20 protein-coding genes are annotated in these 26,663 nt (G+C 51.3%); 11 read left to right on the top strand and 9 right to left on the bottom strand.

The window, feature by feature from the left end:
* Positions 1-3: 3 nt before the first annotated feature.
* Both ACTJJJ_RS08865 and ACTJJJ_RS08860 read right to left on the bottom strand, forming a co-directional pair.
* Entirely contained in the window at positions 4-1,329 is a 1,326-nt protein-coding gene (locus tag ACTJJJ_RS08865; protein WP_188928475.1) for a cytochrome P450, read from the bottom strand.
* Positions 1,330-1,443: 114 nt separating this feature from the next.
* Positions 1,444-1,923, bottom strand: coding sequence for a Dps family protein (locus ACTJJJ_RS08860; protein ID WP_188928477.1), 480 nt, complete (start codon positions 1,921-1,923; stop codon positions 1,444-1,446).
* A gap of 233 nt (positions 1,924-2,156) precedes the next feature.
* Here ACTJJJ_RS08860 and ACTJJJ_RS08855 point away from each other — a divergent pair, with 233 nt between their 5' ends.
* The 3 genes from ACTJJJ_RS08855 (at position 2,157) to ACTJJJ_RS08845 (ending at position 5,688) form a co-directional block, all read left to right on the top strand.
* Positions 2,157-2,810, top strand: coding sequence for a lipid-binding SYLF domain-containing protein (locus ACTJJJ_RS08855; protein WP_229221246.1), 654 nt, complete (start codon positions 2,157-2,159; stop codon positions 2,808-2,810).
* Positions 2,811-2,819: 9 nt separating this feature from the next.
* Complete coding sequence (locus ACTJJJ_RS08850) at positions 2,820-3,035, top strand: KTSC domain-containing protein (protein ID WP_188928481.1); 216 nt, start codon at positions 2,820-2,822, stop codon at positions 3,033-3,035.
* Between the two features lie 106 nt (positions 3,036-3,141).
* Positions 3,142-5,688 (top strand): TonB-dependent receptor, encoded by a 2,547-nt coding sequence (locus ACTJJJ_RS08845; protein ID WP_440701699.1) that lies wholly within the window; start codon positions 3,142-3,144, stop codon positions 5,686-5,688.
* Positions 5,689-5,723: 35 nt separating this feature from the next.
* On the opposite strand, the gene ACTJJJ_RS08840 is transcribed toward ACTJJJ_RS08845, so the two are convergent.
* From ACTJJJ_RS08840 to ACTJJJ_RS08820, 5 genes are all read right to left on the bottom strand, one after another.
* On the bottom strand, positions 5,724-7,436 hold the full coding sequence (locus ACTJJJ_RS08840; RefSeq protein ID WP_188928485.1) for a GMC oxidoreductase: 1,713 nt from the start codon (positions 7,434-7,436) through the stop codon (positions 5,724-5,726).
* Positions 7,437-7,458: 22 nt separating this feature from the next.
* Positions 7,459-8,634 carry an alpha/beta hydrolase-fold protein gene (locus ACTJJJ_RS08835; RefSeq protein WP_426294057.1) on the bottom strand — a complete coding sequence of 392 codons (1,176 nt, stop codon included), beginning with the start codon at positions 8,632-8,634 and terminating at the stop codon, positions 7,459-7,461.
* 158 nt (positions 8,635-8,792) lie between these two features.
* A complete protein-coding gene (locus tag ACTJJJ_RS08830) occupies positions 8,793-10,328 on the bottom strand; it encodes a DUF1501 domain-containing protein (protein ID WP_188928489.1) in 1,536 nt (511 codons plus the stop codon).
* A 2-nt stretch (positions 10,329-10,330) separates the two neighbouring features.
* Positions 10,331-13,555 carry a DUF1553 domain-containing protein gene (locus ACTJJJ_RS08825; RefSeq protein WP_188928491.1) on the bottom strand — a complete coding sequence of 1,075 codons (3,225 nt, stop codon included), beginning with the start codon at positions 13,553-13,555 and terminating at the stop codon, positions 10,331-10,333.
* A 483-nt stretch (positions 13,556-14,038) separates the two neighbouring features.
* Positions 14,039-14,266 carry a hypothetical protein gene (locus ACTJJJ_RS08820; RefSeq protein ID WP_188928493.1) on the bottom strand — a complete coding sequence of 76 codons (228 nt, stop codon included), beginning with the start codon at positions 14,264-14,266 and terminating at the stop codon, positions 14,039-14,041.
* A gap of 309 nt (positions 14,267-14,575) precedes the next feature.
* Here ACTJJJ_RS08820 and ypfJ point away from each other — a divergent pair, with 309 nt between their 5' ends.
* Positions 14,576-15,421, top strand: a complete 846-nt coding sequence (gene ypfJ / locus ACTJJJ_RS08815; RefSeq protein WP_188928495.1) for a KPN_02809 family neutral zinc metallopeptidase — start codon at positions 14,576-14,578, stop codon at positions 15,419-15,421.
* Positions 15,422-15,437: 16 nt separating this feature from the next.
* On the opposite strand, the gene ACTJJJ_RS08810 is transcribed toward ypfJ, so the two are convergent.
* Complete coding sequence (locus tag ACTJJJ_RS08810) at positions 15,438-15,668, bottom strand: DUF4287 domain-containing protein (RefSeq protein ID WP_188928497.1); 231 nt, start codon at positions 15,666-15,668, stop codon at positions 15,438-15,440.
* Between the two features lie 131 nt (positions 15,669-15,799).
* On the opposite strand from ACTJJJ_RS08810, the gene ACTJJJ_RS08805 reads away from it, so the two are divergent.
* The 5 genes from ACTJJJ_RS08805 (at position 15,800) to ACTJJJ_RS08785 (ending at position 22,685) form a co-directional block, all read left to right on the top strand.
* A complete protein-coding gene (locus ACTJJJ_RS08805; protein WP_188928499.1) occupies positions 15,800-16,180 on the top strand; it encodes a response regulator in 381 nt (126 codons plus the stop codon).
* Between the two features lie 118 nt (positions 16,181-16,298).
* Positions 16,299-19,562, top strand: coding sequence for a SusC/RagA family TonB-linked outer membrane protein (locus tag ACTJJJ_RS08800; protein ID WP_188928501.1), 3,264 nt, complete (start codon positions 16,299-16,301; stop codon positions 19,560-19,562).
* Between the two features lie 21 nt (positions 19,563-19,583).
* The gene (locus ACTJJJ_RS08795; protein ID WP_426294061.1) at positions 19,584-21,026 is read left to right on the top strand and encodes a SusD/RagB family nutrient-binding outer membrane lipoprotein; all 1,443 of its coding nucleotides are present in this window, start codon (positions 19,584-19,586) and stop codon (positions 21,024-21,026) included.
* A gap of 78 nt (positions 21,027-21,104) precedes the next feature.
* Complete coding sequence (locus tag ACTJJJ_RS08790; RefSeq protein ID WP_188928506.1) at positions 21,105-21,407, top strand: hypothetical protein; 303 nt, start codon at positions 21,105-21,107, stop codon at positions 21,405-21,407.
* 18 nt (positions 21,408-21,425) lie between these two features.
* Entirely contained in the window at positions 21,426-22,685 is a 1,260-nt protein-coding gene (locus tag ACTJJJ_RS08785) for a ComEC/Rec2 family competence protein (protein ID WP_426294063.1), read from the top strand.
* Between the two features lie 150 nt (positions 22,686-22,835).
* On the opposite strand, the gene ACTJJJ_RS08780 is transcribed toward ACTJJJ_RS08785, so the two are convergent.
* Complete coding sequence (locus ACTJJJ_RS08780; protein ID WP_426294065.1) at positions 22,836-23,876, bottom strand: NAD(P)-dependent alcohol dehydrogenase; 1,041 nt, start codon at positions 23,874-23,876, stop codon at positions 22,836-22,838.
* Between the two features lie 446 nt (positions 23,877-24,322).
* Here ACTJJJ_RS08780 and ACTJJJ_RS08775 point away from each other — a divergent pair, with 446 nt between their 5' ends.
* Both ACTJJJ_RS08775 and ACTJJJ_RS08770 read left to right on the top strand, forming a co-directional pair.
* Entirely contained in the window at positions 24,323-25,159 is an 837-nt protein-coding gene (locus ACTJJJ_RS08775) for a hypothetical protein (protein ID WP_426294067.1), read from the top strand.
* 90 nt (positions 25,160-25,249) lie between these two features.
* Complete coding sequence (locus tag ACTJJJ_RS08770; protein ID WP_188928512.1) at positions 25,250-26,545, top strand: esterase-like activity of phytase family protein; 1,296 nt, start codon at positions 25,250-25,252, stop codon at positions 26,543-26,545.
* Positions 26,546-26,663: the final 118 nt, after the last annotated feature.

The following is a 26,663-nucleotide window of genomic DNA, read 5'->3' as shown; positions in this document are numbered from 1 at the left end:
GGCTTATCGAACGTACAATTTAATACCGTTCGTCGATTTTAATACAATCTGCGGATGCATTCCCACGGTAGCCCCCGGCTCGCGCACGAAGTCGAAACGTTTTACCAAGGCGGCCAGCACGAGCTGCATTTCCATCAATGCAAACTGCTGTCCGATGCAGATACGCGGCCCGGCGCCAAATGGCAAATAGTTGAATTTTGCCCGGTTTTTAACGGTTTCCGCCTGAAAATTTTCGGGATTGAACGCGCCGGGGTTGTTCCAGAGGTTCGGGTTTCGGTGCAGCTCGAAAATCGACATGAATACCGAACTCCCTTTTGGAATACCATAACCTTCAATCTCCTGGTCTACGGTGCTTTCGCGCGTCATCGTCCATGCGGGTGGATACAGACGAAGGCCTTCCTCAATAACCTGCCGGGTATAGGGCATTTGAATGAGTTGTTCAAAACCGGGAACATTGTCAAATATTTCACTTTCTTTCCGGATCCGCGCCACGATATCCGGTTGCGCCGCGAGTTCCCAAAGCAGCCAGCTCAGGCCGGTTGCGGAGGTTTCGTGGCCTGCCGCAAACATGGTAATGGCCTCGTCACGGATTTGCTCGTCGTTCATTTGCTCGCCTGTTTCCTCGTCCTTGCTGTCGAGCAGGAGTTGAAGCAGGTCGTTGGGTGTCTCGCCGGAAAGCCTGCGTTTACCTATAAAATCATAAACAAGGCTATTGAAATAGGCCAGGTCGGATTTGAACCGCCGGTCCTCGCCGTTGATCGCCATCAGCGGCAGGCGGTAGGGCTTGCGTACGCGCGTAACGAGGTAGGTCTGCGTGCGGCTTACCTGCTGGTAAATCTGCTCCTTATCCTCGGTATTCATATTTCCGAACAGCGTTTTCAGGGCGATATCGGAGGTAATACCCATCATTTTAGCATCGATATCTACGGCCGGCTTCCCGCGAAATTGTTCCAGTTCTTCCAGAAAAGCAGCCGTTAGCTCGCCCATTGTGGCAAACAGCTCGTGCAGGCGCTCACGATGGAATGCGGGCTGTACCAGCCGCCTTTGTCTTAACCAGAAGTCCCCGTCGCTGATCACGAGCCCGTTACCCAGCACCGGCCGCAGCAGTTTTACTGAATTGCCTTTCTTGAAATTCTTATGGTGCTGTTGCAGCACGTGCCGGAAAAAGGCCGGGTCGCGCGTTACAATAAATTCTCTGAACAGGCGGATTTTGAAGGTATCGCCACATTGGTCGAAGCCCTGCCGGAGAAAACGGAGCGGGTCGCGTGCAAAGCGGATCGCGGATAGCAAGGGAATAGGGCCGATTTTGAATTCGGGAATGGGACGCATTGTGTAGCAAATATTGAGAATGACCGCAAATAAACCAATCCCTCGCAAAATGCAATGCATAAAAAAAGCCGCGCTTCATTCGAAAACGCGGCCCGGGGTGTGCATAGGTTTCATTTATTTTTTTCCGGCGAACGAACGCAGCATCCAGGTATTTTTTTCTTTGAACTGCATGAAACGGTTCACCATGTCGTTGGTGCCGTCGTCGCTTGCCTCTTCGGTGGCCGTAAGAAGCTCTCGTTCGAGGCTGATCAGCTTGCTGAAATCGTCGAGGACGGCATCTACCATGTCGAGGTCTTTCATACCGATCGTGTTGATCTCTTTGATCTCCGATTCGTTGATATAGTCTGCAAACCGGCTGTGCGGCGGCTTGCCCAGGGTCAATACACGTTCTGCAATCTCGTCGATCGTTTCCTGAGCATTGGTATACAATTCCTCAAACTTCACGTGCAGGGTAAAAAAGTTTTGCCCTTTGATGTTCCAGTGGCAGCCTCTCAGTTTTTGGTAATGAATGTGATAGTTGGCGAGGTAGTCATTCAGCAGATCCACAACGGGTTTCACGTCGGTTTCGCTCAGACTAATTGCTTTGGCATCCATAATAAATAAGATTGGGTTGACATTCTTTCATGTAAAAATGTCATCAAAATCATACCAACGGATCAGAAACGGTCAAGTACTGCGTTTAAAGTTGCGGATAATGCCCAATTGATGTCCGAAGGCTGGTTCTTGTTGTCGGAATACGGTTTTGAACGCTTGCGGGCATGATCCTTGAAGTACCTTTTTATACCCATTAATTACAGCAATTTATGTTCCTCAACAATTTGAAAACCATGAAAATGCAAGCCCTCCTGATAATCGGACTGGCTGTTTCGTTGCCTTCTTTCGCGCAGAACAAAGAAGAAGAAAAGATAAACGCCGCCACTGCGGTACTGAGCGATTTTAACGGAATGCAGATTCCCGTACAATTGCTGGAAGCCTCCAAGGGCATCATCATCATCCCGAGAATGATCAACGGCGGTCTGATCGTGGGCGGAAAGCATGGCAAGGGTCTTGCCATGATTAAACGGGAGAATGGCCAATGGAGTGACCCGGTATTTGTGACCATCACAGGCGGAAGCGTAGGTGCGCAGATAGGCGTGCAGGCGGTGGACCTGGTTCTGGTATTTAAAAGTGAGAAATCACTGATGAACATCGAAAAAGGCGACTATACCCTTGGCGGCGACGTGTCGGTAGCGGCCGGGCCGGTAAGCAAAAACGCCTCGGCCACCACCGACTATAAACTGGAAGCAGAGGTTTATTCCTACTCACGTGCCAAAGGCCTGTTCGCCGGCGTGACCGTAAACGGGGCAATGCTCGATGTCGATGTGCGGGCGAATACCGGTCTGTACGGCAGTAAAGCCAACGTCCAATCGATTTTTACGGAGTCAAACATTTCATCCAAAGCCGTGGATCAACTGCGCGAGGCGTTGGATGATTTCAATTAAAAATTGGTCATGCCATCCAGCGTCGTTTCCAAAATGATCTACAACGAGGAGACAGAAACATTGCGCATCGTGTATGTTTCGGGGATGGTATATGACTACAAAAACGTCCCCTGGGAAGTGTACCAGGCCATGAAGACCTCGGGCTCGAAGGGGACGTTTTTGAATAAACATATTAAGGGGAATTTTGAGTTTGAAAAAGTCGGTGATCAAATGAGTGAAGATTGAATGATTCCCGACTTTACAAAAAATGAGTGCTGCACGCATTGAAGGTGTGTTTGATTTTGCATTACTTTGCGATATTTCCGATTGGATATAACGGTATATCGAAAATATGCAGAGAATTCTTACTGCCATCATGTTTATATTGCCGGTAATGGGCCTGGCTCAAAATCAGCCCGACACACTCAAAGCGCGTGCGCTCGATGAAGTGGTGGTAACCGCCTCGCGGGTAATCGAAAGCATTCTGGTATCGCCGGTGAGCGTGCAGAAGGTGAGTGCGAAAGCAACTGCATTATCCCCGGCATTGTCGTTTTTTGACGGGCTGGAAAATGTGCAGGGTGTGCATATGATTACACCTTCGCTGGGTTTCAAGGTGCTGAATGCGAGAGGATTTTCGAATACGACCAACGTGCGTTTCGCGCAATTGACCGACGGGATGGACGTACAGTCGCCGCACATCGGCGGGGCTATCGGGAACTCGCTTGGGCCGACTGATCTTGACATTGCCAGTGTTGAGATACTTCCAGGCACCGCTTCGGCATTGTATGGCATGAATACCGTGAACGGCGTCGCGAATTTTTTTACCAAAAATCCCTTCAATTCCGAAGGACTTTCGGTGCAGCAGAAAACGGCCGTCAACCACTTGAACGACAGCCATCACAAGGCAAAGCCGTTTACAGAAACGACAATCGGTTTTGCCAAAATCATCGCCCCAAAATTTGCATTTAAAGTAAACGGCGCATTCACAAAAGGCTACGACTGGATCGCCTCCGATCAGACCGAGCTGAATGGTAATGCCAACAGCAGCACACAGCTTTTCGGTACGGATAATCCGGCCAGCGATCCCGTAAATAAATATGGCAATGAGAGTTCCAATCGGAAAACGATTACGCTGGGAGGCAAACGTTATGTGGTGAGCCGCACTGGTTACCAGGAGGCTGAGGTGGTGGACTATAACTTACAGAATATCAAAGGCGATGTGGGCCTTTACTATAAAGTGGCGCCTGGCGCCGTGCTGACCTATACTTATCATTTTGGCCTGCTGGACAATGTATACCAGCGCGCCAACCGGTTCCGCCTCGAAAATTACTTCGTGCAGCAGCACGGCATTCAGTACCAATCGGCTTCGGTGCAGGCCAGATTATATGTCAATTCCGAAAATACAGGCCGTTCCTACAACCTGCGCTCGATGGCCGAGAACATGGACCGCAGCTACAAGTCCGACAACGACTGGTACGCCGATTTTACCAAAGGCTTCAACAGCGCCATCACTGGCGGGGTCGCGGTGGCCGATGCGATGCGGCAAGCCCGCACAGCCGCCGATGCTGGCCGTTACCTGCCAGGCACCAGTGCTTTTAATGCCCAGTTACAGAAATTGCAGGACATCAATAACTGGGACGTGGGCGCCGCATTGCGCGTAAAAGCAGATTTTGTACATGCCGAAGCGCAGGTAAGCCTTACCGAAAAGTACCTCAAAGCCTGGAAAGACAAATACGAACTGGACATTCTTCTGGGGGCCGACCACCGGACCTACATCATCGTTCCGGACGGCAATTACTTCGTGAACCCGGAACCTGGAAAAGAAGGCAAGAACATTACCTATGGCAAAACCGGCGGATTCATTTCGCTGAATAAAGACCTGTTTCAGAAAAAACTGCGGTTGGGTATGATCCTGCGGGCAGATAAGAACGACTATTTCAAAACGACGTTCAACCCGAGGTTATCGGTTGTTTACAGTCCGGTACATGACCATAATATCCGCGTTTCGTTCCAGACGGGCTACCGCTTTCCGAGTATTTTTGAGGCTTACAGCAATGTCAACAGTGGAGGGGTGAAGCGGGTAGGGGGGCTGCCGGTGATGTCGCATGGCATTTTTGAGAATGCGTGGCTGGCCAATTCCATTACGAGCTTCCAGCAGGCTGTTTTGAATGATATCAACCAGAATGGCCTCACGCAGAACGCCGCGATCGAGAAAAATAAAGGTTTGCTCAAAAAAAACTCCTACACCTACTTGAAACCCGAGCACACCAAGACCTGGGAAGCTGGCTACAAGGGTCTTTTCATCGATAGGGCACTGTTTGTGAGTGCAGATCTGTATTTCAACCGGTACAGTAATTTCATCGCACAGACCAACATGAATGTACCGTTATCGACCGATGCAGCCGCTATTCCGCACGACCTCTACGACAAAGCCCGGCAGGCGCAATACCGGATGTACACCAATTCGCGCTCGGTGATTAACAACTACGGTTTCAGTGTAGGTTTGAACTATCAATTGGAGAAAAAATGGGTATTCGGCGCCAATACTACCTTTGCGAAACTGAAAAATGCTGAAAATCAGGACGGGTTGGAAGATGGTTTCAACACACCGAAATGGATCTGGAACGGCTCGGTATCCCGTACCAATATCGCCGGTAATCTGGATGCGACGGTGTCTTATAAATGGCAATCCGGATACTATTCGCAGACATTCCTCGTAACCGGCAACGTGCCATCATACAGCAGCCTCGACGCACAGGTAACCTACCGCGTTCCGGCGTTAAAAAGCCTGGTCAAAGTCGGCGCGAGTAACTTGCTCAATAAGTATTACGTATCCTTCCTCGGCGGGCCGTCGGTTGGGGGGATGTATTATGTGACGTTGGCGGTTAATGTGCAATGACATGTCACCCCGTGCGCTCAGGGTGACAACGGCGATCAAATATTACCCTTCCGCATTTGGCCAACCGCATAATCCGCTGCCCGTGCGGTCAGCGCCATGTAGGTCAGCGATGGGTTTTGTGTGGCGGTGGACGTCATACATGCGCCGTCGGTAACGAATACGTTCGGGACGTGGTGCATCTGGTTCCATTTGTTTAGCATGGAGGTTTTAGGATCCTTACCCATTCTTGCTCCGCCCATTTCGTGGTTTTCGCTGCCAGGGTTCCGGTGGGTATCCGAGGTTTTGATGTTTTTAAAACCGGCTTTATCAAGCATTTCGCTGAGTTCGGTGTAAAAATCCTTCACCATTTTCATGTCGTTGTCGTCGAACGAGACATTCATGCGTAGCTGCGGAATGCCCCAGTCATCTTTCAGGCTTTCGTGCAGCGCCACGAAATTGGTTTCTTTGGTCACCACCTCGCCCATCATTTGCGCACCAAGCGACCAGCCGCTTTCATCAGGTGCAAACAGGCTGGCTTTCAGCGATTCCCCGAGTCCGTCGTTGGCATTCCCGACTTTGGAAGCCGAAAAAGACGTAGCATACCCGCGCAGAAAGTCGGTTTCCTGCTTGAAAACATTGCGGAAGCGCGGAATGTAAGCGCCATTGGGTCGGCGGCCGTCAGTGGTGCTGTCGTGGTAGCCGTCGAAATCTGCCTGCACCCTGCCACGGTAGTTGTGAAAACCAATGAACTTGCCCAGCACTCCACTGTCGTTACCCAGCCCATTCGGGAAACGGCTCGATTTGGAATTGAGCAAAATTAGATTTGAATTAATGGCTGAGGCATTGATGAATATGATTTTGGCATAAAACTCTGTCATTTCCTTCGTCTGAGCATCCACCACGCGCACACCAGTGGCGCGCTTTTTCTTTTCATCGTAAATCACTGAATGCACCACTGAATGCGGCCGCAAGGTGAGATTACCCGTCTTTTCGGCCCAGGGTAATGTGGCCGCGTTGGTACTGAAATACCCGCCGAATGGGCAACCACGCTGGCACATGTTCCGGTGCTGGCATTTGGCGCGGCCCTGCTGGGTATGGATCGGCTGCGGATCGGTAATATGCGCGGCACGACCGATGATCACAGGACGCGTGCCTTTGTAATTTTTCGCGGTCTGGTCGCTGAAATGTTTTTCCACACAGCTCATTTCGTGGGGAGGCAGAAACTCACCGTCGGGCAATTGCGGCAAGCCGTCTTTGTTCCCCGAAATACCCGCGAACTTCTCCACGTAGCTGTACCATGGGGCAATATCCTTGTAACGGATCGGCCAGTCGGTGGCGAAACCGTCGCGCTCAGGGCCTTCGAAATCGTAATCCGACCACCGTTGCGTTTGCCGTGCCCACAAGAGCGACCGGCCTCCTACCTGGTAGCCGCGCATCCAGCTGAATGGCTGTTCCTGCACATAAGGATGCTCGTAATCCTTCACCACGAAATGCATGGCATCCTCCCTGAAAATGTAATGCTTGCTGGCCATAGGGCTTGCTTCGCGGACCGCTAGCGGTGGCAAACCCCGGTGCTCAAATTCCCAAGGCATCATATTCGTGGTGGGGTAATCTACAATATGCTTCACATCGCGCCCGCGTTCAAGCACGAGGGTTTTCAGACCTTTTTCGGTTAATTCCTTCGCTGCCCAGCCGCCGCTGATCCCGGTTCCCACGACAATCGCATCGTATGTCTGTGCCTTGGCAGCGTCAATATTGAAATAGCTCATGAGTGATATTTTAATGATAGATTTACCGAAACAGCCCCGGAAGTAGCTTGTCGTGCAGCAGCAATCGCCAGGTGCCCCAGTCGTGTGCGCCTTCGCCGCCGATGAAATAGTCGTGTTTAATGCCGGCCTTTTCCAAAGCTGCGTGTGTTGCGGCGGATCTTTTTCCTACGAAATCAAGCTCACCGCTGCCTAGCCCGACGAGTAGGTAATCTATCTTGTCTTTGATTTTAGGATCATTGAAAAAAGCAGGGTTCAATTTTTCGGGTTCAAGATCACCCGCACTCAATATGCCGAATGAACTGAACAAGTCTATCGCATTGAAACCCACCGCTTCCGCGTGTCTGCCGCCCATGGAAAGCCCCGAAATAGCCCGGCCTTTGCGGTCTTTGATAGTGCTATAATGGGCATCCACAAACGGTACGATCTGTTTGCGAAGTTCTTCTTCAAACAGTTTATAGGTCTTATCCAAATGTTTTGGGTCACTGCGGTGAATGACCTGGTTGTTGGGCATTGCGATGATCATGGGCACGATTTTTCCCTCTGCCAAGAGGTTGTCCGCGATGAAATTGGCCCGTCCGTCGAGCGTCCAGCCCGAAGCCAGCTCGCCGCTGCCGCCCAGCAGGTACAGTACCGGATATTTTTTCTTCGGGTCATAACCCGGCGGCGTGTACACAAACATTTCTCGTTCGCCATTCAGTACACCGGAATGGTAAATGTGCCTTGCAATGCTGCCATGAGGCACATTGCGTGCGTTGTAATACGCGGGCCCGCTTCCGTGTACAACGAGGTTGCTGTACCCTGGCTGGTTGGAAGCGCCTGTGAGTGTGTTATTTGGGTCGGCCACCGCCACCCCGTCGACCAGGAAACGGTACACATAAATATTGGGCGTCACCGGTGCGACAGTCAGCGTCCAAAGCCCTTCGCTGTCTTTTGTGAAAGGGATATTGGCTTTGCTTTTCAATGCCAGCAGGATTGGTCCGCCCGTCAGTTCCACCTTCTGTGCGTCCGGCGCTTTGATGCGGAAGGTGACCGTGTGGTCATCCCTCACCTCAGGCGAGATCACATTACCGCCATAAGGCACAAGCTGCTCAGTGTTTTTCTGCGGCGCCCAGTCGAGGTTGACGTTGGCCTGCTGGGCTGTTACGAGCATGGGCGTCAGCAGCAGGGATGTGATAATGTATTGTTTTAAGGGCTTCATCGGTAAAATGCATTTCGAGAACAAAGACGAGGAAATGGGTTGGATACTCTACCGGAAGGGGGATGATTTTCCGGTTGTCTATTCAAAAGTACCGATTGAGCATCGTATATAGCAGAGCGGTTGCGATGGATGTAATATGCCTGAGAGCAGGCTACTCCTCACGCCAGAATGTCTTTCACCAGTTTGCCATGAACATCTGTCAGCCGGAAGCGCCTTCCCTGGAATTTGTAGGTCAGGCGCTCATGGTCGACGCCCATCAGATGCATCAGGGTGGCGTGGAAGTCGTGGACGTGAACAGGGTCTTTGATGATATTGTAGCTAAAATCGTCGGTTTCGCCGTAACTGATCCCGGATTTGACTCCCGCACCGGCCATCCACATCGTGAAGCAGCGCGGGTGATGGTCGCGGCCGTAGTCGGTGGCGCTGAGCTTGCCTTGTGAATACACGGTGCGGCCGAACTCTCCGCCCCATATCACCAGCGTGTCATCGAGCAGGCCGCGGCGTTTCAGGTCCATGATCAATGCGCCGGTAGCCTGGTCGGTCGCTTTGCACTGCTGGGCGATGGCTTTCGGGAGCCCGCCATGCTGGTCCCAGCCCTGGTGGTAAAGTTGTACGAATTTGACATCCTTTTCCAGCAACTTACGGGCCAGGAGGCAGTTGGCTGCATAGGTGCCCGGGTCGCGGCTGTCGGGGCCGTAGAGTTCGAAAACCTCATCGGGCTCCTCAGAAGTATCCATTACATCCGGCACGGACGTCTGCATCCGGAACGCCATTTCATATTGTGCAATGCGGTTATTGATCTCCGGATCACCATAAGCATCGTTTTGCAGCTGGTTGAGCCTGGAAAGGTAGTCGAGCATTTCCTTTCGGTCATGGCCGTCGTAACCCTCTGGATTGTTCAAAAAAAGCACCGGATCTTTGCCGGAACGGAACTGTACGCCCTGGTGCCGCGATTCCAGAAACCCGTTTCCCCACAAACGCGCGTAAAGCGGCTGGTCTTTCGGCGCATTTTTAGAAACCAAAACAATGAATGTCGGCAGGTTATTATTGTCGGTACCAAGCCCGTAACTTACCCAAGAGCCAATCGAGGGCCTGCCGGGAAGCTGGTTGCCGGTTTGGAAGAAAGTGATAGCCGGATCGTGGTTGATGGCCTCTGAATAAATGGATCTGACAATGCAAAGGTCGTCGACCACCTTGGCCGTGTAGGGTAGCAGCTCGCTTACCCAGGTTTGGGTTTTGCCATGCTGGTTGAAGCCGTAAACAGAAGGCGCCATGGGCAGTACGCTCTGGCTGGCGCTCATACCCGTGAGCCGTTGGCCCTTGCGCACAGAGTCAGGCAGGTTTTGCCCCGCCATTTGAACCAGTTTTGGTTTATAATCAAATGTTTCGAACTGAGAAGGTCCACCGGCCATAAACAAATACACCACGCGCTTGGCTTTGGGTGCGATATGCGGCAATGCTTTCAGAATCTCGGATTCCAGGTCCCCGGCGGACATTGCACCGGCCGATTGCGACGTAGCCTGGCGTGCGGCCGAGCCATAAAGCTTGTCAAGCCCGAAAAGAGATCCCACGGCCAATGCGCCCAGCCCGAGCGATGTCTGGGTCAGGAAGCGGCGGCGGTCCAGTTTACGGTGCAGTTCGTTGAACTCGGGTGTATGCAGGCGAAATTCTTCGTCGTGATGATGGTGCTGCATGGTTATCTTTTGGTTAAGCAGGCGTCGGAATTGAGAATGGTGCTGGCAACCACGCTGTTTGCGGCGAGCAATGCCGGGTCGAGCGTTTTGTCGGTGACATGCTGACCCGAATGCAACCAGCCAGCTGCCTTTTTCGGGTCTTTCCTGAATTTATCTTCCTCCACTTTTCGCAGTGCGAGCAGCAGGTCGACTTCCTTCACGGGCGGTTTACGGCCGGTGAGCTTGCGATAGGCGGTTGTGATGGATTGGCGTGCGTCGGAAATACGTGCCATTTGCTCGCCCATTACCCGCATCGCTTCCACGAATGTCGGGTCGTTGAGCGTTACCAGCGCTTGCAATGGAGTATTCGTTTTTTGCCGGCGCACGACGCAAAAGCTCCGCGAGGTGGCATCGAACGTGGCCAATGTGGGGTTAGGGACCGAGCGTTTTACGATCACATACAAGCTGCGGCGGTAAACGGCATTGCCGGAATCGGGGGTGTAAGTAGTGTTGTTGATCGACCATAATCCCTCCGGTTGATAAGGCTTTACGCTCTCCCCGCCGATTTTGGCATTTATCAATCCGCTCGCCATCAATGCATTGTCGCGGATCATCTCGGCCGACATTCTGTTCGCAGGCCCGCGCGCGTACAAGCGGTTCTCGGGGTCGCGCTCGCGTATGTCTCTGCTTGTGCGCGAATCCTGACGATAGGTGGCCGACATAACGATCAGCTTGTTGAGTTTTTTGATATCCCAGCCCGAATCGCGGAAGGTAACCGCCAGCCAGTCGAGTAGTTCCGGGTGAGTCGGCATCTCACCCTGGTTACCGAAGTCCTCGGTAGTTTTGACAAGGCCTGTTCCGAAGAAATTCTGCCAGTAGCGGTTCACGGCCACTCGTGCCGTCAGGGGGTTGTTGGCGTGGGTGAGCCATTGTGCCAGCCCATAACGGTTTTTGGGGAAATTTTTTGGATATTCCAAGATCGAAGCAGGTGTGGACGGAAACACTTTTTCGCCCGGCGCATCATAATTCCCACGTAGTAATATGTGCGCCTGCTTGGGTTTGGGCATTTCCTGCATCACCATCAGCTCGCGGACAGGTTCGGTAGAATCCGAAAGCTGCGTGCGTGCGTCACGCAGGGTCGTACGCGCTTTTGTCATAGCCGGATCGACTGCGGAGATGTAGTAGTCCTTCAATGCCAACATCTCGGCTGCACTCATTGCCGCCGCGTTTTTAGAGGCGACTGCCGACCATGCCGATTTACGGGCGAGAATACGCGTTTCAAAGGGCGTTAGTTCGCGGTTGTAGACGGTAATGTCATCGACTTGCGCGTTTTTTAACCCAAATCCCCTCCACCACGCACCGATTTGCAAGCCTGGCTGTACCGCCGATCTGAACAAAATATCCCTGGTTAGTTGATCCATTGTCGTTTCCATTGCGGCCTCCTGTCCATTGAGATACAATCTGAAACCCGCCGCTTTGGAAGAACCGTCATAGGTAATGGTCAGCTGCACCCATTGATCTTTCGGAATTGGCTGTTTGCTGATCCTTGTCAATGCGTCGGACGGCGCGGTGTGCGCCATGTTCAGTTCGAGGCGGTCGTTTTTGAGGTATAAATGATAGCCGCGGAAATTGTAAAGTCGCTCAGCCTGGCTTTTGTGCAGGATCACACCTTCTTTCAGTTCTTTGGGAATGTTTACCCAAATCCCGACGCTGAACGGTTCCGATTTGCGGAACACGCCGTTTTGCCCCAGGTCGAGGTAAACGTCGCCGTCGAGCCGCAGCGCTTTGCCGTCAGATTTAGCGGTAAATACGGGATCACCGCCAGGAGATCCGGCCTCCCGTTTCATAACGCCGCTCTCTTTGGTATGGGCCGCATTGCGCAGGGTGCCGTTTTCAAACGAATAATAAGCTTGCAAACCTGCGTTTGGGAGCTGTTCTTTGGCCAAATTGCGGTATCCACCCGTATTGAGCCATTGTTGAAACCCGGCCTCTGCATTGCGCTTGCTGGTTGCGAGCTGCTGTTCCCTGGTTTTGATCGTGGTTTGAATAAATCGCAGCGTCTGTTCCTGTGTGGCGGTCGGCAGGAGCATGGTCGGCGTCGGTAGCGCATCGTCCCAGGATATCTGACCTGCTTCTTTTACATTATTGAAGAAGCTGAACAGTTCGTAATAGTTCTTTTGCGAAATAGGGTCGTATTTATGATCATGGCATTTGGCGCAGCCTACCGAAAGACCCAGAAATGCGTCGCCAAAGGTGTTGGTGCGGTCGACCACGTATTCGGTCTGGAACTCTTCCTCGATAATACCGCCTTCCATATTCTGCTGGTGGTTGCGATTGAAGGCGGTTGCAATCCGCATTTCTTTCGTTGGATTCGGCATAAGGTCACCGGCCAGCTGCCATTGTATGAACTGGTCGTAATGCATGTTTTTATTGAATGCTTTGATCACCCAGTCGCGGTAAGGCGACATGTCCCGTAGCCTGTCGACTGTATATCCGTGCGAATCGGCGAAACGTGCCAGATCGAGCCAATCGACCGCCATTTTCTCACCATAATGCGGCGAAGCCAACAGTCTGTCTACCTGTTTTTCATAAGCATTTGCCGAATTATCTTTTAAAAATGCATCCGTTTCGGCCATTGTCGGTGGCAGGCCGGTCAGGTCAAGGGAAACCCGGCGGAGCAATATTTCCTTTTCAGCCTGCGCCGAAGGTTGCAGTTTTTCTTCTTCCAGTTTTTTAAATACAAAATGATCGATCGGGTTAACCGCCAGATTGTCGTGCTGCGTTTCTGGGATTTCGGGCATTTCAGGTTTTACAAATGCCCAGTGCGGTTTATACTCGGCACCTTCGTCGATCCATTTGATCAGAATCGCTTTTTCACGCGCAGAAAGGATCAGGTGCGATGCAGGTGTGGGCATAACATAATCCGGGTCGGCGGATACGATACGATGGAAGAATTCGCTATCGGTCAGGTCGCCGGGATCGATCGCCGTCCGCCCTGAATTTTTGGAGACTTTATGGAATGCAGATTCGGCCATGTCCAGGCGCAGGCCGCCTTTTTGTTTGGCCTTGTCGGGCCCGTGGCATGCAAAACATTTGTCGGAAAGTACGGGTTTTACATGCTGGTTGTAATCCAGCTTATCGGGCAGCTCCTTCATGGCAACCTCCACATCCTCGGGCAACTCGGGCGCACATGCGTAAAAATGCCCGGTCAGCAACATCCACAGAAAGAAAACTTTAATATGTTTCATGCCATCCAAATTAAACCCATATCGTGGTTTGAGCGCTGCTTTTTAATGACGTAAGTATCTTTCCCCTGAACCTTCTTCAAGACGACCGGGACCAACCAGTCAAATGTCAACATGATACGGGTTTAGCCTCTGTCGGATTTAGCGGTTGATAGACATAGCAAAAGCCGGTCGTAGTACTTTTTTACGCCTTTCGATCCGTGTTTTGTTTTGGATGTGGTTGTAAAGGGTTTAGGAAAGCTGAAAGTGATTTTTTTTGTTGCCAGAAGTGGTATCGATTTTATGCAAAAATATAGGCAATAAGTACTGTAAGTTGATTGCGGATTGATTTGTTGTGGTACTAAGTTTGCGTAGTACCTCAGCTTTGAGCAATGGGAGTGCGCCGGGTGTTGACCCGCGGTAGGCGTCGATGGTTGGCCGGAGCGGCCGAAGGAGAAGAAAAAAGGAGGGAACGTTAAGCTTAGAGTGATTACGGCCGCGAACGCACTACGGCTGGTTAACGAGGGTCGTGTCGTTGTTTCGGATGGATACGCGGATGTCCTCGATCTTGTGATGGTTAAGCCAGCGCTGAAAATCCAGTGCCTGTTCAGGCTGGTGGTGAATAATTGCCCCATTTGTCAGCATTAGTGTAAATGTGCTGTACGTCTGCAAGAATTTACAGACTTCATGGGAGTGATATTCAAATCCCGCAAAATAAGGTTTAGTGAACGACATAAGCTGATTTAATTAAATTAACTTCAGTTGCCGAAATTTAAGTACATCGCACTTCCGTCGAAGAATTTATTGAGCTATGTTTTGGAATTACTTATTTAACGGCTTTAAAAGTTATTGTATGGGTTATTTGCGTTACAGAATCTACAAATTGTAGCGGTAAATGGCAATATTTGTACACCAGCACGCATATTGTAAAATTATCGCGGTACGGCTCTTTTCATAGCTGGCATTATTTCTATATTTGAATAAGACGGGTTTGGGAAACCACACCGTATTAGATTTATTGTTAACCTAAAATACATCAACAACATGCGTTGGCAGGATTTACGCAGAAGTAGCAACGTCGAAGACCGCCGCGGAATGTCGGGCGGGGGAAAAGTTGCACTAGGTGGTATCGGGGTGATCATCGTGGTCGCCATCGGGTTGCTTACCGGTCAGGACCCGCAGGAGATCCTTTCCAATATACAAGGCGCGCAAACCGAACAGACTGAAAACCGGCCGGCCGGGCCGCGTCCCGACGACAAGACAGCGGAATTCGTTTCTGCCGTATTGGGGAGTACCGAGGATGTATGGACGCAGATTTATGCGCAGAACAACGCAGAGTACGAAAAGCCGGTGTTGCAAATGTTTTCAAACGAGACGCAAAGTGCTTGCGGCGGGGCGTCATCGGCCATGGGGCCATTCTATTGCCCTGCCGATCATAAAGTTTATATCGACCTCACTTTCTGCGACGAGCTTCGTGACCGGTTCAATGCACCGGGTGAGTTCGCGGTCGCTTATGTGGTGGCGCACGAGGTAGGGCATCACGTACAGAACCTGATGGGCATTTCCCAGCAAGTGCAGGAGCAACGTAGCAGGCTGAGCGAGGCCGAGTATAACAAGCTGTCGGTGAAGTTGGAATTGCAGGCAGATTTCCTAGCAGGCGTGTGGGCCAATCACGCCAACCAGATGGACAAGATCCTTGAACCAGGCGATCTGGAGGCTGCCCTGACCGCGGCCAATGCCATTGGTGACGACAAGCTTCAACAGGAATCGCAGGGGCGGGTAGTTCCCGACGCATTTACCCATGGCACCTCAAAGCAACGGATGTACTGGTTCAAGAAGGGTTTTGAAACCGGCGACCTGAATCAGGGACGTTACCAGGACATCCAATAAGCGGCTGGCTGGCCACCTAGTCGCTGTTTTCGTCCTTAATACCTTTCAATAATGCGTAGATGGCCATGGCGTGTCCCTGGCCAAGGTCGTAGTCTGCTTTAAGCCATTGTACAATATCACCGGCCTTCGTGCTGGCCAGTAATTGTCCGTTGGCAGTGAAGCCTTTTTCTTCGGCCAGCTTGCGGAAATCGGCAGGTCCTTTGCCGGTTTTGGCAAGAATGGTTTTAAGGTATCCCTGGAATGACATATTGTCTGGTAAGAGGTTAAGAATTTAAAACTGCAAAATATAGCGCATATTAATGCTTGTGGCAAAATTTTACTTGATTTGGGCTCTTTTGTAATATAATTTGCAAATGGATTTCTTTATACTCTCAGTTAATGCTCTATCAGAATATCCTCCTCATCGATGATGATGAAGATGATCAGGAAATTTTCCTGACCGCGTTGGAATGTACACGAAAGGCCGTCCGTTGCACTGTCCTGGATAGTGCCAGGAAGGCATTGAACCAGATATCAAAAGGAGAACTCGAAACCGACCTTATTTTTCTCGACCTCAATATGCCCCTGATGAACGGGCAGCAATTCCTGGCAGAGATCAAAAAAGATGAAAAGCTCCGTAAAATCCCAGTGGTGATCCTTTCCACCTCTTCCAATGACGCCACCATAGCTCAGATGAAACAATTAGGCGCACGTCAGTTTTTTACAAAGCCGGGCCGTTTTGAGGACCTGGTTGCAATCCTGGAAAAAGTTTTGGAGTAACCTCCATTCATTAAAAGCAGAAGGTTTTCGTCTATTTCCTTCGAGTCTGCAAGTACCCATCAGTATACGTATTTAGATTTCGCCTTTAAAGAATATTTAATCTTTAAATTTTGCAAATATGGCGCAATCGATACGAAGTTGTTTATCGGTCTTACTGGCCGTGCTGTTTTGTGCCTATGAGGCAGTGGGGCAGGACAGGCGTGTGAAAGGAAAGGTTACAGACGAAGCCAGCGCCGGTATACCCGGTGTGAGCGTGCTCGTTAAGGGCACCAACAATGGTACCAATACAGATGCAGACGGCAATTTCAGCATCATGCTTCCTGCGGGTAGCCATGTGCTTACCGTGTCGTCCATTGGTCATGTGACCCAGGACGTTAACGTTACCGCGAGTTCGACCGAGATTACCGTCAAGCTCAAAGCGGATGTAAAGAGTCTGGGAGAAGTAGTGGTGACGGCACTTGGCGTGCAGCGCAGCACAAGGAATGTAGGCTACGCCGTGCAGCAGATCGATGGCGGGGGCATTCAGGAAGCGCGGGAAGTGAACTATATCAATTCATTGCAGGGAAAACTCGCCGGCGTGCAGATTGGAGGAAACAGCGGCTCTATGGGCGGCTCGTCGCGCGTGACGATTCGCGGTTTGAAATCCATTTCCGGCAACAACAATGCATTGTTTATCGTCGACGGCGTGCCGATGGCCAATATGAACCTCAATTCATACGGCGTTACCGGCGGGCAAGGGACAGGTGGCGGCGGGTACGACTACGGCAACCCTGCACAGCTTCTCAATCCCAACGACGTGGAGAATATATCGGTACTGAAAGGTGCCGCCGCAACTGCGCTTTATGGCAGCCGCGGGCAGAATGGGGTGATTTATATTACTACCAAAACAGGCAAAGGCTCCGGCAAGCTTTCGTTAAATTATGACCTTAATATCCAGACCGACCAGGTTTCGCTGCTCCCCAAATTCCAGAACCTGTATGGTGGCGGGGGAAGTCCGAACTTTACGAAGTTGTATGTCGGCCAGAACCCGTCGGGATTCCTGCCGGGCGGCGGTACGTACGACGATGGCGATGGCAAAGGCCGCTACGATCTGATTCCCGACTACGGTACCGACGAATCGTGGGGGCCGAAGATGGAGGGGCAGCTGGTGCGGCATTACTGGTCGTGGGACCAGGACCGTAACAACCCGAATTTCGGTAAGACGGCCCCCTGGAGCCCGCATCCTGACAATGCGAAGAATTTTTTCAAAACCGGCGTAACCTTCTCGAATAACCTTTCGGTTGCAAGTAGCGGCGATAATGGTTCGATCCGTTTTTCTGCGGGGCAGACTAAACAGAACTTTATTTATCCAGGCAGCAGCCTGAGCCGCTTTTTTATCAGCCTTAATACGGTTTATAAATTCACAGAGAAGTTTACTTTCAGCGGCGGGATCAATTATATAAATGACCATTCCAAAGGCCGGCCGGGAACGGGTTTCTTCGGCAATAATCCGATGTTGTTTTATGTGATGTTCGGCCAGCGGCAGATCGACGATGCTTACCTGCGTAACTATAAATACGCCGACGGTACCGAGCAGTCGTGGAACCGCACGGCATGGAATATCCAAAAACCCGCATTTACGCAAAATCCCTACTGGAACCAGTACGAAAACTATAATACCGACCAAAATAACCGCTATTTCGGCAATGCGGGCCTTACCTACAAAATCACCGACTGGCTCTCGGCCGACGTACGCGTCTTCTCCGATTACCTGAACCACCTCGACGAGGTCAGGAGCGCGAAAGGCTTTTTTGTAGGGTCATATGCCAAGCGGGCGGTGATTAATAACGAGAATAACTACCAGGGAACGCTGAATGTCAACAAAGCTTTCGAAGACTCGAAACTGACGCTTGAAGCCGTGGCAGGGGGTAATATATTGAGGATTAAATCCAGCATCGATGCCGGCAATACCAACGGCGGGCTGCAAAACCCGATGGTATACGTGCTGCAAAACTCGGTAACACCGGCGACTGTTTCAAATTCTTACGGCAACAAACAGATCAACTCGTTTTTTGGCTCTGTGACATTGGGGTATAACAAATTCCTCTACCTCACTGCAACAGGCCGGAACGACTGGGCTTCCACATTGAAACAAACCGGCAACTATTCTTATTTCTATCCGTCGGTGTCGGGTTCATTCATTTTTTCCGACCTGATCACCGACGCGAAATGGCTTACGCTCGGGAAGGCGCGCCTTTCGTATGCACGCGTGGGCAACGATGCCGATCCGTACGCCGTGTCGAGATATTACGATTACGTGGCGCCATTTGATACCTATCCTTTGCAGAGCACTTCCGATAAGCTTTTCAATAGCGGCTTGAAGCCGGAGTTGTCGTCGGAAACGGAAGCTGGCGTAGATTTTAAATTCTTCAACGACCGGCTTGGGGCAAACTTTACCTATTACAACCGCAAGACCAAAAACCAGATATGGAATGTGCAGATCCCATCCGAGAGCGGTTTTACGACGAAGGTCGTCAATGGCGGTACGGTGCAGAATAAGGGGATCGAGCTGACACTTTCGGCTACGCCTGTGATGACTACCAATTTCAGCTGGCGGGTAGGGCTCAATTTTTCTAAAAACAATAACACTGTCGTCGACCTGAACAGTACCGGCGATAATATCGCGGGTATCGAACGGTTCATTATCGGTACCGAGCGCCGAACCAACAAAGTGTCAATGGTGGCGCAGAAAGGGAAGTCGCTCGGCACGATGCTGGGGACGGACTATGTGTATGATTCCAAAGGCAACAAGACCGTGGCCGATAACGGTACTTACAATGTTACCGCCACGCCGGTGATCATCGGCGATGCCAACCCGGATTTTATAGGAGGCGTGTCCAATATGCTGAGCTACAAGAATTTTTATCTCTCGGCGCTGGTCGATTTTCAAAAGGGTGGAGATTTCTTTTCATATACCAATTTGTACGGAAACAAATCGGGGATGCTGAAAGAAACGGCTGAAAATGGTATCCGTGAGAATGGCGTGATCAATCCGGGCGTGAAGGCGGACGGCTCGCCGAACGATATTGCAGTACCGGCGCGGACGCATTTCAATGCCGACGGCGGTAACCGGATCAGCAGGGCCAATCTCTACGACGGCAGCTTCGTTTACCTGCGCGAGGTGCGGCTGGGATGGTACCTGCCCGATAGCTGGGCGAAGAAGGTCCGCATGCAGGCGCTGCGCGTGACACTTACCGGGCGGAATCTCTGGCTTATCAAGAGCAATGCACCCAACGTCGACCCGGCCAATATTACCAATTCCATCAGCAACCAGATCGGCTTTGAGGGTGGCGCACTGCCAGCGGTGCGAAGCTATGGTGTGAACCTGAATGTTACTTTCTGATCCGGTTTAAAATCGATTGATATGAGAAACAAGCTATTAATACTGATAGTCATACTCGTGACATTCACGGGATGCGACAATTTTGATTCGCTGAATACCGACCCGGCGCGGTCGAGCGAAACACAGCCTGAATTCCTGCTTTCCAATGCCGAAAAGCGCGCCAGCGATCTGATGTACGATACCTATTTCAACGGGCGGATCGGCATGGAGCTTTCGCAATACTGGATGGGTACAGACAAGACCTCCGACGGGCGTTTCCTATTCACCAACGACGGTCTCTGGGCAGGGCTCTATGCCGGCCCGCTGATGGACCTGAAAGAGATCAGCAACTACTACGACCGGCATCCGGCTGAAAAAAGCCCGCATACCCTGGCTGTGGCCGAAATATTGAAAGCCTGGATTTTCCATGTACTTACTGATGTATACATCGATATCCCTTACACACAGGCGTCGCAGGGAGAGCGCATTCCCCAACCCGTATTCGACCAGGGTAAGGACGTTTACATGGCGTTGCTGACCTCACTGAAAACGCAGATCGATGTACTTTCTGGCACTTCTTCCAGCGTGGTCCGCGGGGATATAATTGCCAAAGGCGACGTGCAACAGTGGATCAGGATCGCGAACGCATTGCGCATGCGGATTGCGATGCGCATGGTGGACGCTGCGCCTGCGGAAGCGAAGGCTGTTATTGAAGACGCTGTCAAGAATACATTGACCGGTACTGTCCAGGATGTGTATTTTCCTTACAATGTGGCAACTACAACCAACCGTTTTCCCTATAATGACGTAGAAAGGCCGTTGGTCGAATTTGCGGTGACTTCTACGCTGGTGGATTACCTGCAATCGGTCGACGATCCACGTCTGCCCGTTTTTGCGCGGCCTGATGACACCAATGGCAAATATATTGGGAAGGTTTATGGCACCGAAGCTAATTCGCCTACAATGATCGGCCTTTCCAAACCGGGCGTAATCGCTTACAGTGGTTCGGCCAAAGGTTATGTGATCACCTTCGCGGAAATAGCGTTCATCAAAGCGGAGGCTGCCGCGCGCGGCATGAATGTAGGGAATGATGCAGCTGAAATACTTTATAACGAGGCTGTGAAGGCATCGATGGCACAATGGGGCATTACGGATGCGAAGACGGTCGAAACTTATCTGAAAAGTGTGCCTTACAAGGCAGGAGCGTGGAAAAATGTGATCGGTACGCAGAAATGGATCGCATTGTATATGCAGGGGCTGCAATCGTGGCTGGAACGCCTGCGACTCGATCCGAAGAAGCCGGATGGCAGCGTGCTGTTTATCCCCCCGGCATCGGGTAGCCTCGATCCCGACGTTACGGATGTGCCCAAACGGTTGAAATACCCCAGTACCACACGCGCCAGCAACGCACTAAACAGCGAAAGTGCTGCCAAGCGGATAGGCGGTGATACTCAGGCAGTGAGGAACTGGTGGGACGTCCAATGAAAATTAAGATATTGTTAAAGCATCCCGTATCTTGATTCGGCTCCTTACCTTTGGCGCCGAATTAAGTTTGGATGTGAGATGACGCACGAAAAAATATTTGTCTTAGAAACCGGAAGAGCCGTGAAAGTAAAAGTGGAGGGCGTATTGGCCGACGACCTCTCGAAAGTAAGTATCCAGGTCGGTGTTTTGATTAAAGACGGGAAAGAGGAGGAGTTCAGGCCACCCATCGGGCTGACTCATCCTAAGTATTGGAAACTAAAAAATCTGGATCCGGAGAAAGCCAGTCTGCTGCAGATACAATACAGCGGCGTGCATCCGAAGCAAATCAGAAAGACTATCCGGGAGTTTGATAAATTGCATGCATTGGAAATACAAGACTAACCCTTTTCAAATTATCGCATGAAATACACCGCTATTGTTAAAATGGGCCTGGCTCTGCTTTGGCTGGGCTTTAATGTGCCGGTTGCCTGCGCGCAAGCCCCGGGCCAACCGCTACCGGCCTGGCAGGAGGGTGAGCTGGACATTCACCATATCAGCACAGGAATGGGTAATGCCACCTTCATGATCCTGCCGGACGGTACGACATTTCTTGTGGACGCCGGTGCGCTTGATCCCACGGAGGCGCGCACGCAAAGCCCCCGCAACACAAAAGCAATGCCGGGCAAGGAGCGGCAGCCAGGCGAATGGATCGCCCGGTATGTTCGCAAAGTTGCTAAAACACCGGTGGTAGATTACGCCCTGATTACCCATTTTCATGATGACCATATGGGTACACCGACTTCGATTTCCGAGAGATCGGAACAGGGTAAATATGCATTGGCAGGCATTACCGAGGTGGCGGAGTTTGTGCCGGTGAAAAAGATCATCGACCGCGGATGGCCAGCTTATGCCTATCCGCGACCGGTCAATGACAGTATGATGCTTAATTACCGCAGGTTTCTCGACTGGCAGGTAAAGAACAAGGCATTACGTGTAGAGACAAGCGTTCCGGGCCGCAGTGACCAGATCGTTTTACTCTATGATCCCCAGAAATATAAGGACCTGTTCGAAGTTAGGAATATTTCTGCCAATGGTGAAATATGGACGGGCGTGGGCAACCTAACCCGCAAGCATTTTCCCGATTTGAAAGACCTGAAACCAGAGCAGTATCCGAGCGAAAACATGTGCAGCATTGCCACAAGGATCAGCTACGGGAAGTTCGACTACTTTACCGGCGGCGACACGCCAGGTGTTCTTCAACCTGGTGTTCCGGCCTGGTATGATGTGGAAACGCCTGTGGCAAAGGCCGTTGGCCCGGTGGATGTACACATTCTCGATCACCACGGCAACCGCGATTCACAAAATGACTTTCTGCTCGGAGCATTGCGGCCGCGCGTGCTGGTAATCCCGGTGTGGTCATCGGATCACCCCGGCCACGACGTGCTAGACCGTATTTATTCCCAACGCATCTACCAGGGTGAACGAGACGTATTTGCTACGGGTATGCTTGAAGCGAATAAGCTGGTGATCGGAGAAATGCTGAACCGTTTGAAGAGCGACAGCGGGCATGTGGTGATACGGGTAGCGAATGGGGGAGATAGTTACAAGGTTTTTGTGCTCGATGATCGTGATGAGCAGCTGACAATCAAGGCGATACACGGGCCCTATGCTTCCCGGTAAAACGATCGGGAGGTAAAAGGCCTCAATTCGTTGTCAAGTGCCGTTCGGACATTCCCTGGGCGGAGCTTTTGTTCATAGACAGGTGCTTAGGTGCCCGCAGGATAAACGGTGTAATTCCCCGGCACCCTTTCCGGCACCGGGGAACGAAGATTATAGCGTAGCCATATCAATCACGAACCGGTACCGGACATCACCTTTGAGCATACGCTCGTAGGATGGGGTAATGTCTTTGATATCGATCAGTTCAATGTCGGACACAATGTTGTGTTCGGCACAGAAATCGAGCATTTCCTGTGTTTCGGCAATGCCCCCGATACCGGAGCCTGCCATGCTGCGACGACCTGTCAGCAATGAAAACGGGTGAACAGAATAAGGCTCCGTCGGCACTCCTACATTGATCAGCGTTCCGTTCGTGCGGAGTAACGACAGGTACATATCCATATCGTGCACCGCCGAAACAGTGTCGAGAATGAAATCGAAACTGCCTTTTACGGCATTTACCTGCTCAGGATCAGAAGTTACCACGAAATGGTGCGCACCAAGGTCTTTTGCTGCTTGTTCTTTTGAAGCGGAAGTGCTTAGAACGGTCACTTCGGCACCGAATGCGACGCCGAACTTTACGCCCATATGGCCCAGGCCGCCTAAACCGAGTACAGCCAGTTTATGGCCTTTTCCGACCTTCCAGTGGCGGAGAGGGGAGTAAGTCGTGATTCCCGCACAAAGAAGGGGCGCGGTGGCTGCCAAAGACAGTTTGTCCGAAACCGAAAGTACAAACTCCTCGCGTACCACAATCGTGTTGGAATAGCCGCCGTATGTGGGTAGACCGCTGCGGTCGAGATTGTTGTAAGTCTGCGTATTTCCCTCGAGGCAGTACTGCTCCAGGCCATCCTTACAATTTTCGCAGACCTGGCAGGAATCTACCATACAGCCCACACCGGCAAGGTCCCCGGTTTTGAATTTCTTTACGTGCGCGCCCACCTGCGTAATTTTTCCAACGATTTCATGGCCTGGCACCATCGGGAAAACGCCCGGGAACCATTCGTCCCTGATCTGGTGAAGATCGGAGTGGCAGACGCCGCAAAAGTGGATCTCGATCTGAACGTCATGGGGGCCGACGTCCCTTCTTTCAAATTCCCAGGGAGCCAGGTCGGTTTCGGGTGTTTGAGCTGCGTATGCTTTTGCTTGTATCATGTCAGAATATGAGGTTGAATGCAGCTACAAAAATAGCAGCCTCCTTTCGATCAGGATTAATACTTTCAAATCATTACTTATAGTTTTCAAACAATGCCCTTAACAGGCCATTTTCGAGCCCTTTCTTTTTCGTGAGTGGGAGATCGGATACTGCGACGATAAAAAAAAACAGCCCTGTGCATCCGAAAGGCGCGTGCGGAGCGTTTATTAATGCATGTGGGCTTGACGTATATCAGTGGTGCGTTCTTACACCGGATTTCATCAGGAACTTAATGGATATGTTGATACGTTACCGGCTCATAGCGAAGAATTTAGTGCAAATTAGAACTATTACAACCATTTACAGGCAAAGTATGCAGTTTCGGAAGCCGGAGGCGTTTGCAATTTTCTTATCCTTGTGGGGCATAAGCATGGTTTGTTGTGCCCAGAAGCCCGGTTTGGCTGGAATGGCTCCGTCCAAATGGATCACATTTCGTACGACGCATGCACCCGGAAAGGTGTACCGTTTCGCCAACAGCGGTACCAAGACTTTCACGAACGAGGAAATGTACGTCCGGGCGTGGATTCCGGTGATTCATAAAAAGAACTTCGCCTTGGTTCTTGGGCCTAATTACCGTGCTGAACAGCTGGAATTCAAGAGCAGTGGCGAAAACCCCGCGAAAAAGTTCGAGGGGTGGAACTTGCGGACATTCGCGCTGGACCTCAATTCATTTGTACGTCTCGACAGTACTTCATGGCTTTTGTTGACTTCCCACATCAATAAAACGGGCAATTTTGCCATGCTTTCCGCCGAGCAAATTCCGCTGAACTACACCGTTTCCGCATCCTATTTGAAAAGACAATCACCTAACAAGGAAATCGGCGCAGGGATTATTTTTAATAAAAGCTATAAGCTGACCTTCCTGCCGGTTTTTGTCTTTAACTACAACTTCTCAGAAAAAGAGGGCGTGGAAATCATGCTCCCTAAGAAAATGGCATGGCGCCATAATCTTTCCCCCTACGACCGGCTGTATTTCAAAGCCGAGGCAGTCACGCGGACGTATTACCTTAACCAGGTCGCCGAAGGTACCCCCGATGTGTGCCGCCGGATAGACGTCGACATGGGAATCTCCTACAACCGCAGGTTCGGGAATTTCGCGGGCGTGGAGGTCTTTGGCGGTTACCGCAAGAATATATCCAATAAAATGGTACAGGATGCGGTGCCGGTGCGCGCTTCCGGGCTTGCTGCGACCGTCGAATTCTACATTCAGCCGCCCAGTTTCAGGGGAAAAGCCCGGAAATAACGCTTCACAATATGTTGATTTGAGAGGGTACGAATTAACTTTCGGGTAAAATCGGCCGGTGTAGTTTTACGCAAACTAACCTGGATACAGATGAAGCCCTTTTTACTTTCCCTGATTTCGACAGCTGCTGCCGTTGCGATATTAAATAGCTGCGCAGACCATAGCGTTCCCACAGAAAATTATCCCGATAGGGCAGAAGCACAAAACCCGGCGATCATCACGCAAGTCGGTAATGTAAAAGTATACAACGGTGGCTTCGGATCGGCTGTGGTGCAGGACCCGAACGACCATATGGTTTTTTACCTGCTTACCGATCGCGGTTCTAATATCGACGGCACGGTTGCCGATTCGAAGGTATTCGCAGATCCTGGCTTTGCGCCGCAAATCGGCAAGTTCAGGCTGATCGGAGACCAGCTGGTTCTGGAAAAGACCATCGACCTTAAAAATGAGAGCGGAGCAAAACTCAACGGCCTCCCAAACCCTCCCGGATTTGGGTACAGCGGAGAGCTGGCGCTGGATGTAAACAATAATACGCTCCCTAAGAGCGTCGATGGGCTGGATTCGGAAGGTCTGGCGCTCGCACCTGACGGGACCTTCTGGGTGAGCGATGAATATGGTCCTCATATCGTCCATTTTGATGCGAACGGCAAGACGATCGAACGGATTAATCCATTCGGCAATGGGACAGGAGGTCGGAAAATACCTTTGGTACTGGCTAAAAGGCGCCCAAACCGCGGAATGGAGGGGCTTACAATTACTCCCGACGGCAAAACCCTCGTAGGCATTATGCAATTCCCGCTCTACAACCCTTCGGCCAGCGACGTGTCCGGCTCGCTGGTAACGCGTATTCTTAGCTTCGACATCGCCACTGGCCTCAGCAAGGAGTATGTGTACCTGATCGACCGCGCCAATTTGCAGGCGAACAGCGAGATCGTAGCGATTGACAACACATCTTTCCTCGTGCTCGAACGGGATGGTGAATACGCAACCAATGCCAATCGCGCGTCAGTGATCAAAAAAGTGTACAAAGTAGACCTGAGTAATGCTACCGACATCTCCGATCCGGCCAACGGTGCCAACGGCAAGTTATTTGGCGGGCTTACGGTGGAGCAGCTGAAAACTGCGGCTAACCTGACTGCCAATGGTATCAAACCTGTAACAAAGACGCTTGTCGCTGACCTGATGGCCGATATTCCGGCGCTTTATCCGCACGACAAGGCCGAAGGCATCACGATCATCAACTCGACGACCATCGCTATTTCAAACGACGACGATTTCGGCGTAGTTGGGGCGGGCGGTGTTTATGCGCAGAAACTTCTGCCGGCTACCGGCGCTGTGGACCGCAACACGATCTACTTCGTAAAACTCAAACAGCCACTTTGGTAATAATCCCAATTTTCAAGCGGGTGCGGGGCTTTGCGCTGCACCCGTAATTTTTATTGGCACTTCTTCGAAAGGCATTGCAGTGAAGTAGTCGCGCAAAAGCAACGTATATGAGCTGCGC

Origin of the sequence: Dyadobacter sp. 22481 (assembly GCF_052044875.1) — a bacterium.
Lineage (GTDB): Bacteria > Bacteroidota > Bacteroidia > Cytophagales > Spirosomataceae > Dyadobacter > Dyadobacter endophyticus.
This window is presented reverse-complemented; position numbering and strand designations above follow the sequence as displayed.

Coding starts and splice junctions, on each gene's coding strand:
- ACTJJJ_RS08865 (WP_188928475.1), bottom strand. CDS start 1,329: ATGCGTCCCATTCCCGAATTCAAAATCGGCCCTATTCCCTTGCTATCC.
- ACTJJJ_RS08860 (WP_188928477.1), bottom strand. CDS start 1,923: ATGGATGCCAAAGCAATTAGTCTGAGCGAAACCGACGTGAAACCCGTT.
- ACTJJJ_RS08855 (WP_229221246.1), top strand. CDS start 2,157: ATGAAAATGCAAGCCCTCCTGATAATCGGACTGGCTGTTTCGTTGCCT.
- ACTJJJ_RS08850 (WP_188928481.1), top strand. CDS start 2,820: ATGCCATCCAGCGTCGTTTCCAAAATGATCTACAACGAGGAGACAGAA.
- ACTJJJ_RS08845 (WP_440701699.1), top strand. CDS start 3,142: ATGCAGAGAATTCTTACTGCCATCATGTTTATATTGCCGGTAATGGGC.
- ACTJJJ_RS08840 (WP_188928485.1), bottom strand. CDS start 7,436: ATGAGCTATTTCAATATTGACGCTGCCAAGGCACAGACATACGATGCG.
- ACTJJJ_RS08835 (WP_426294057.1), bottom strand. CDS start 8,634: ATGAAGCCCTTAAAACAATACATTATCACATCCCTGCTGCTGACGCCC.
- ACTJJJ_RS08830 (WP_188928489.1), bottom strand. CDS start 10,328: ATGCAGCACCATCATCACGACGAAGAATTTCGCCTGCATACACCCGAG.
- ACTJJJ_RS08825 (WP_188928491.1), bottom strand. CDS start 13,555: ATGAAACATATTAAAGTTTTCTTTCTGTGGATGTTGCTGACCGGGCAT.
- ACTJJJ_RS08820 (WP_188928493.1), bottom strand. CDS start 14,266: ATGTCGTTCACTAAACCTTATTTTGCGGGATTTGAATATCACTCCCAT.
- ypfJ (WP_188928495.1), top strand. CDS start 14,576: ATGCGTTGGCAGGATTTACGCAGAAGTAGCAACGTCGAAGACCGCCGC.
- ACTJJJ_RS08810 (WP_188928497.1), bottom strand. CDS start 15,668: ATGTCATTCCAGGGATACCTTAAAACCATTCTTGCCAAAACCGGCAAA.
- ACTJJJ_RS08805 (WP_188928499.1), top strand. CDS start 15,800: ATGCTCTATCAGAATATCCTCCTCATCGATGATGATGAAGATGATCAG.
- ACTJJJ_RS08800 (WP_188928501.1), top strand. CDS start 16,299: ATGGCGCAATCGATACGAAGTTGTTTATCGGTCTTACTGGCCGTGCTG.
- ACTJJJ_RS08795 (WP_426294061.1), top strand. CDS start 19,584: ATGAGAAACAAGCTATTAATACTGATAGTCATACTCGTGACATTCACG.
- ACTJJJ_RS08790 (WP_188928506.1), top strand. CDS start 21,105: ATGACGCACGAAAAAATATTTGTCTTAGAAACCGGAAGAGCCGTGAAA.
- ACTJJJ_RS08785 (WP_426294063.1), top strand. CDS start 21,426: ATGAAATACACCGCTATTGTTAAAATGGGCCTGGCTCTGCTTTGGCTG.
- ACTJJJ_RS08780 (WP_426294065.1), bottom strand. CDS start 23,876: ATGATACAAGCAAAAGCATACGCAGCTCAAACACCCGAAACCGACCTG.
- ACTJJJ_RS08775 (WP_426294067.1), top strand. CDS start 24,323: ATGGCTCCGTCCAAATGGATCACATTTCGTACGACGCATGCACCCGGA.
- ACTJJJ_RS08770 (WP_188928512.1), top strand. CDS start 25,250: ATGAAGCCCTTTTTACTTTCCCTGATTTCGACAGCTGCTGCCGTTGCG.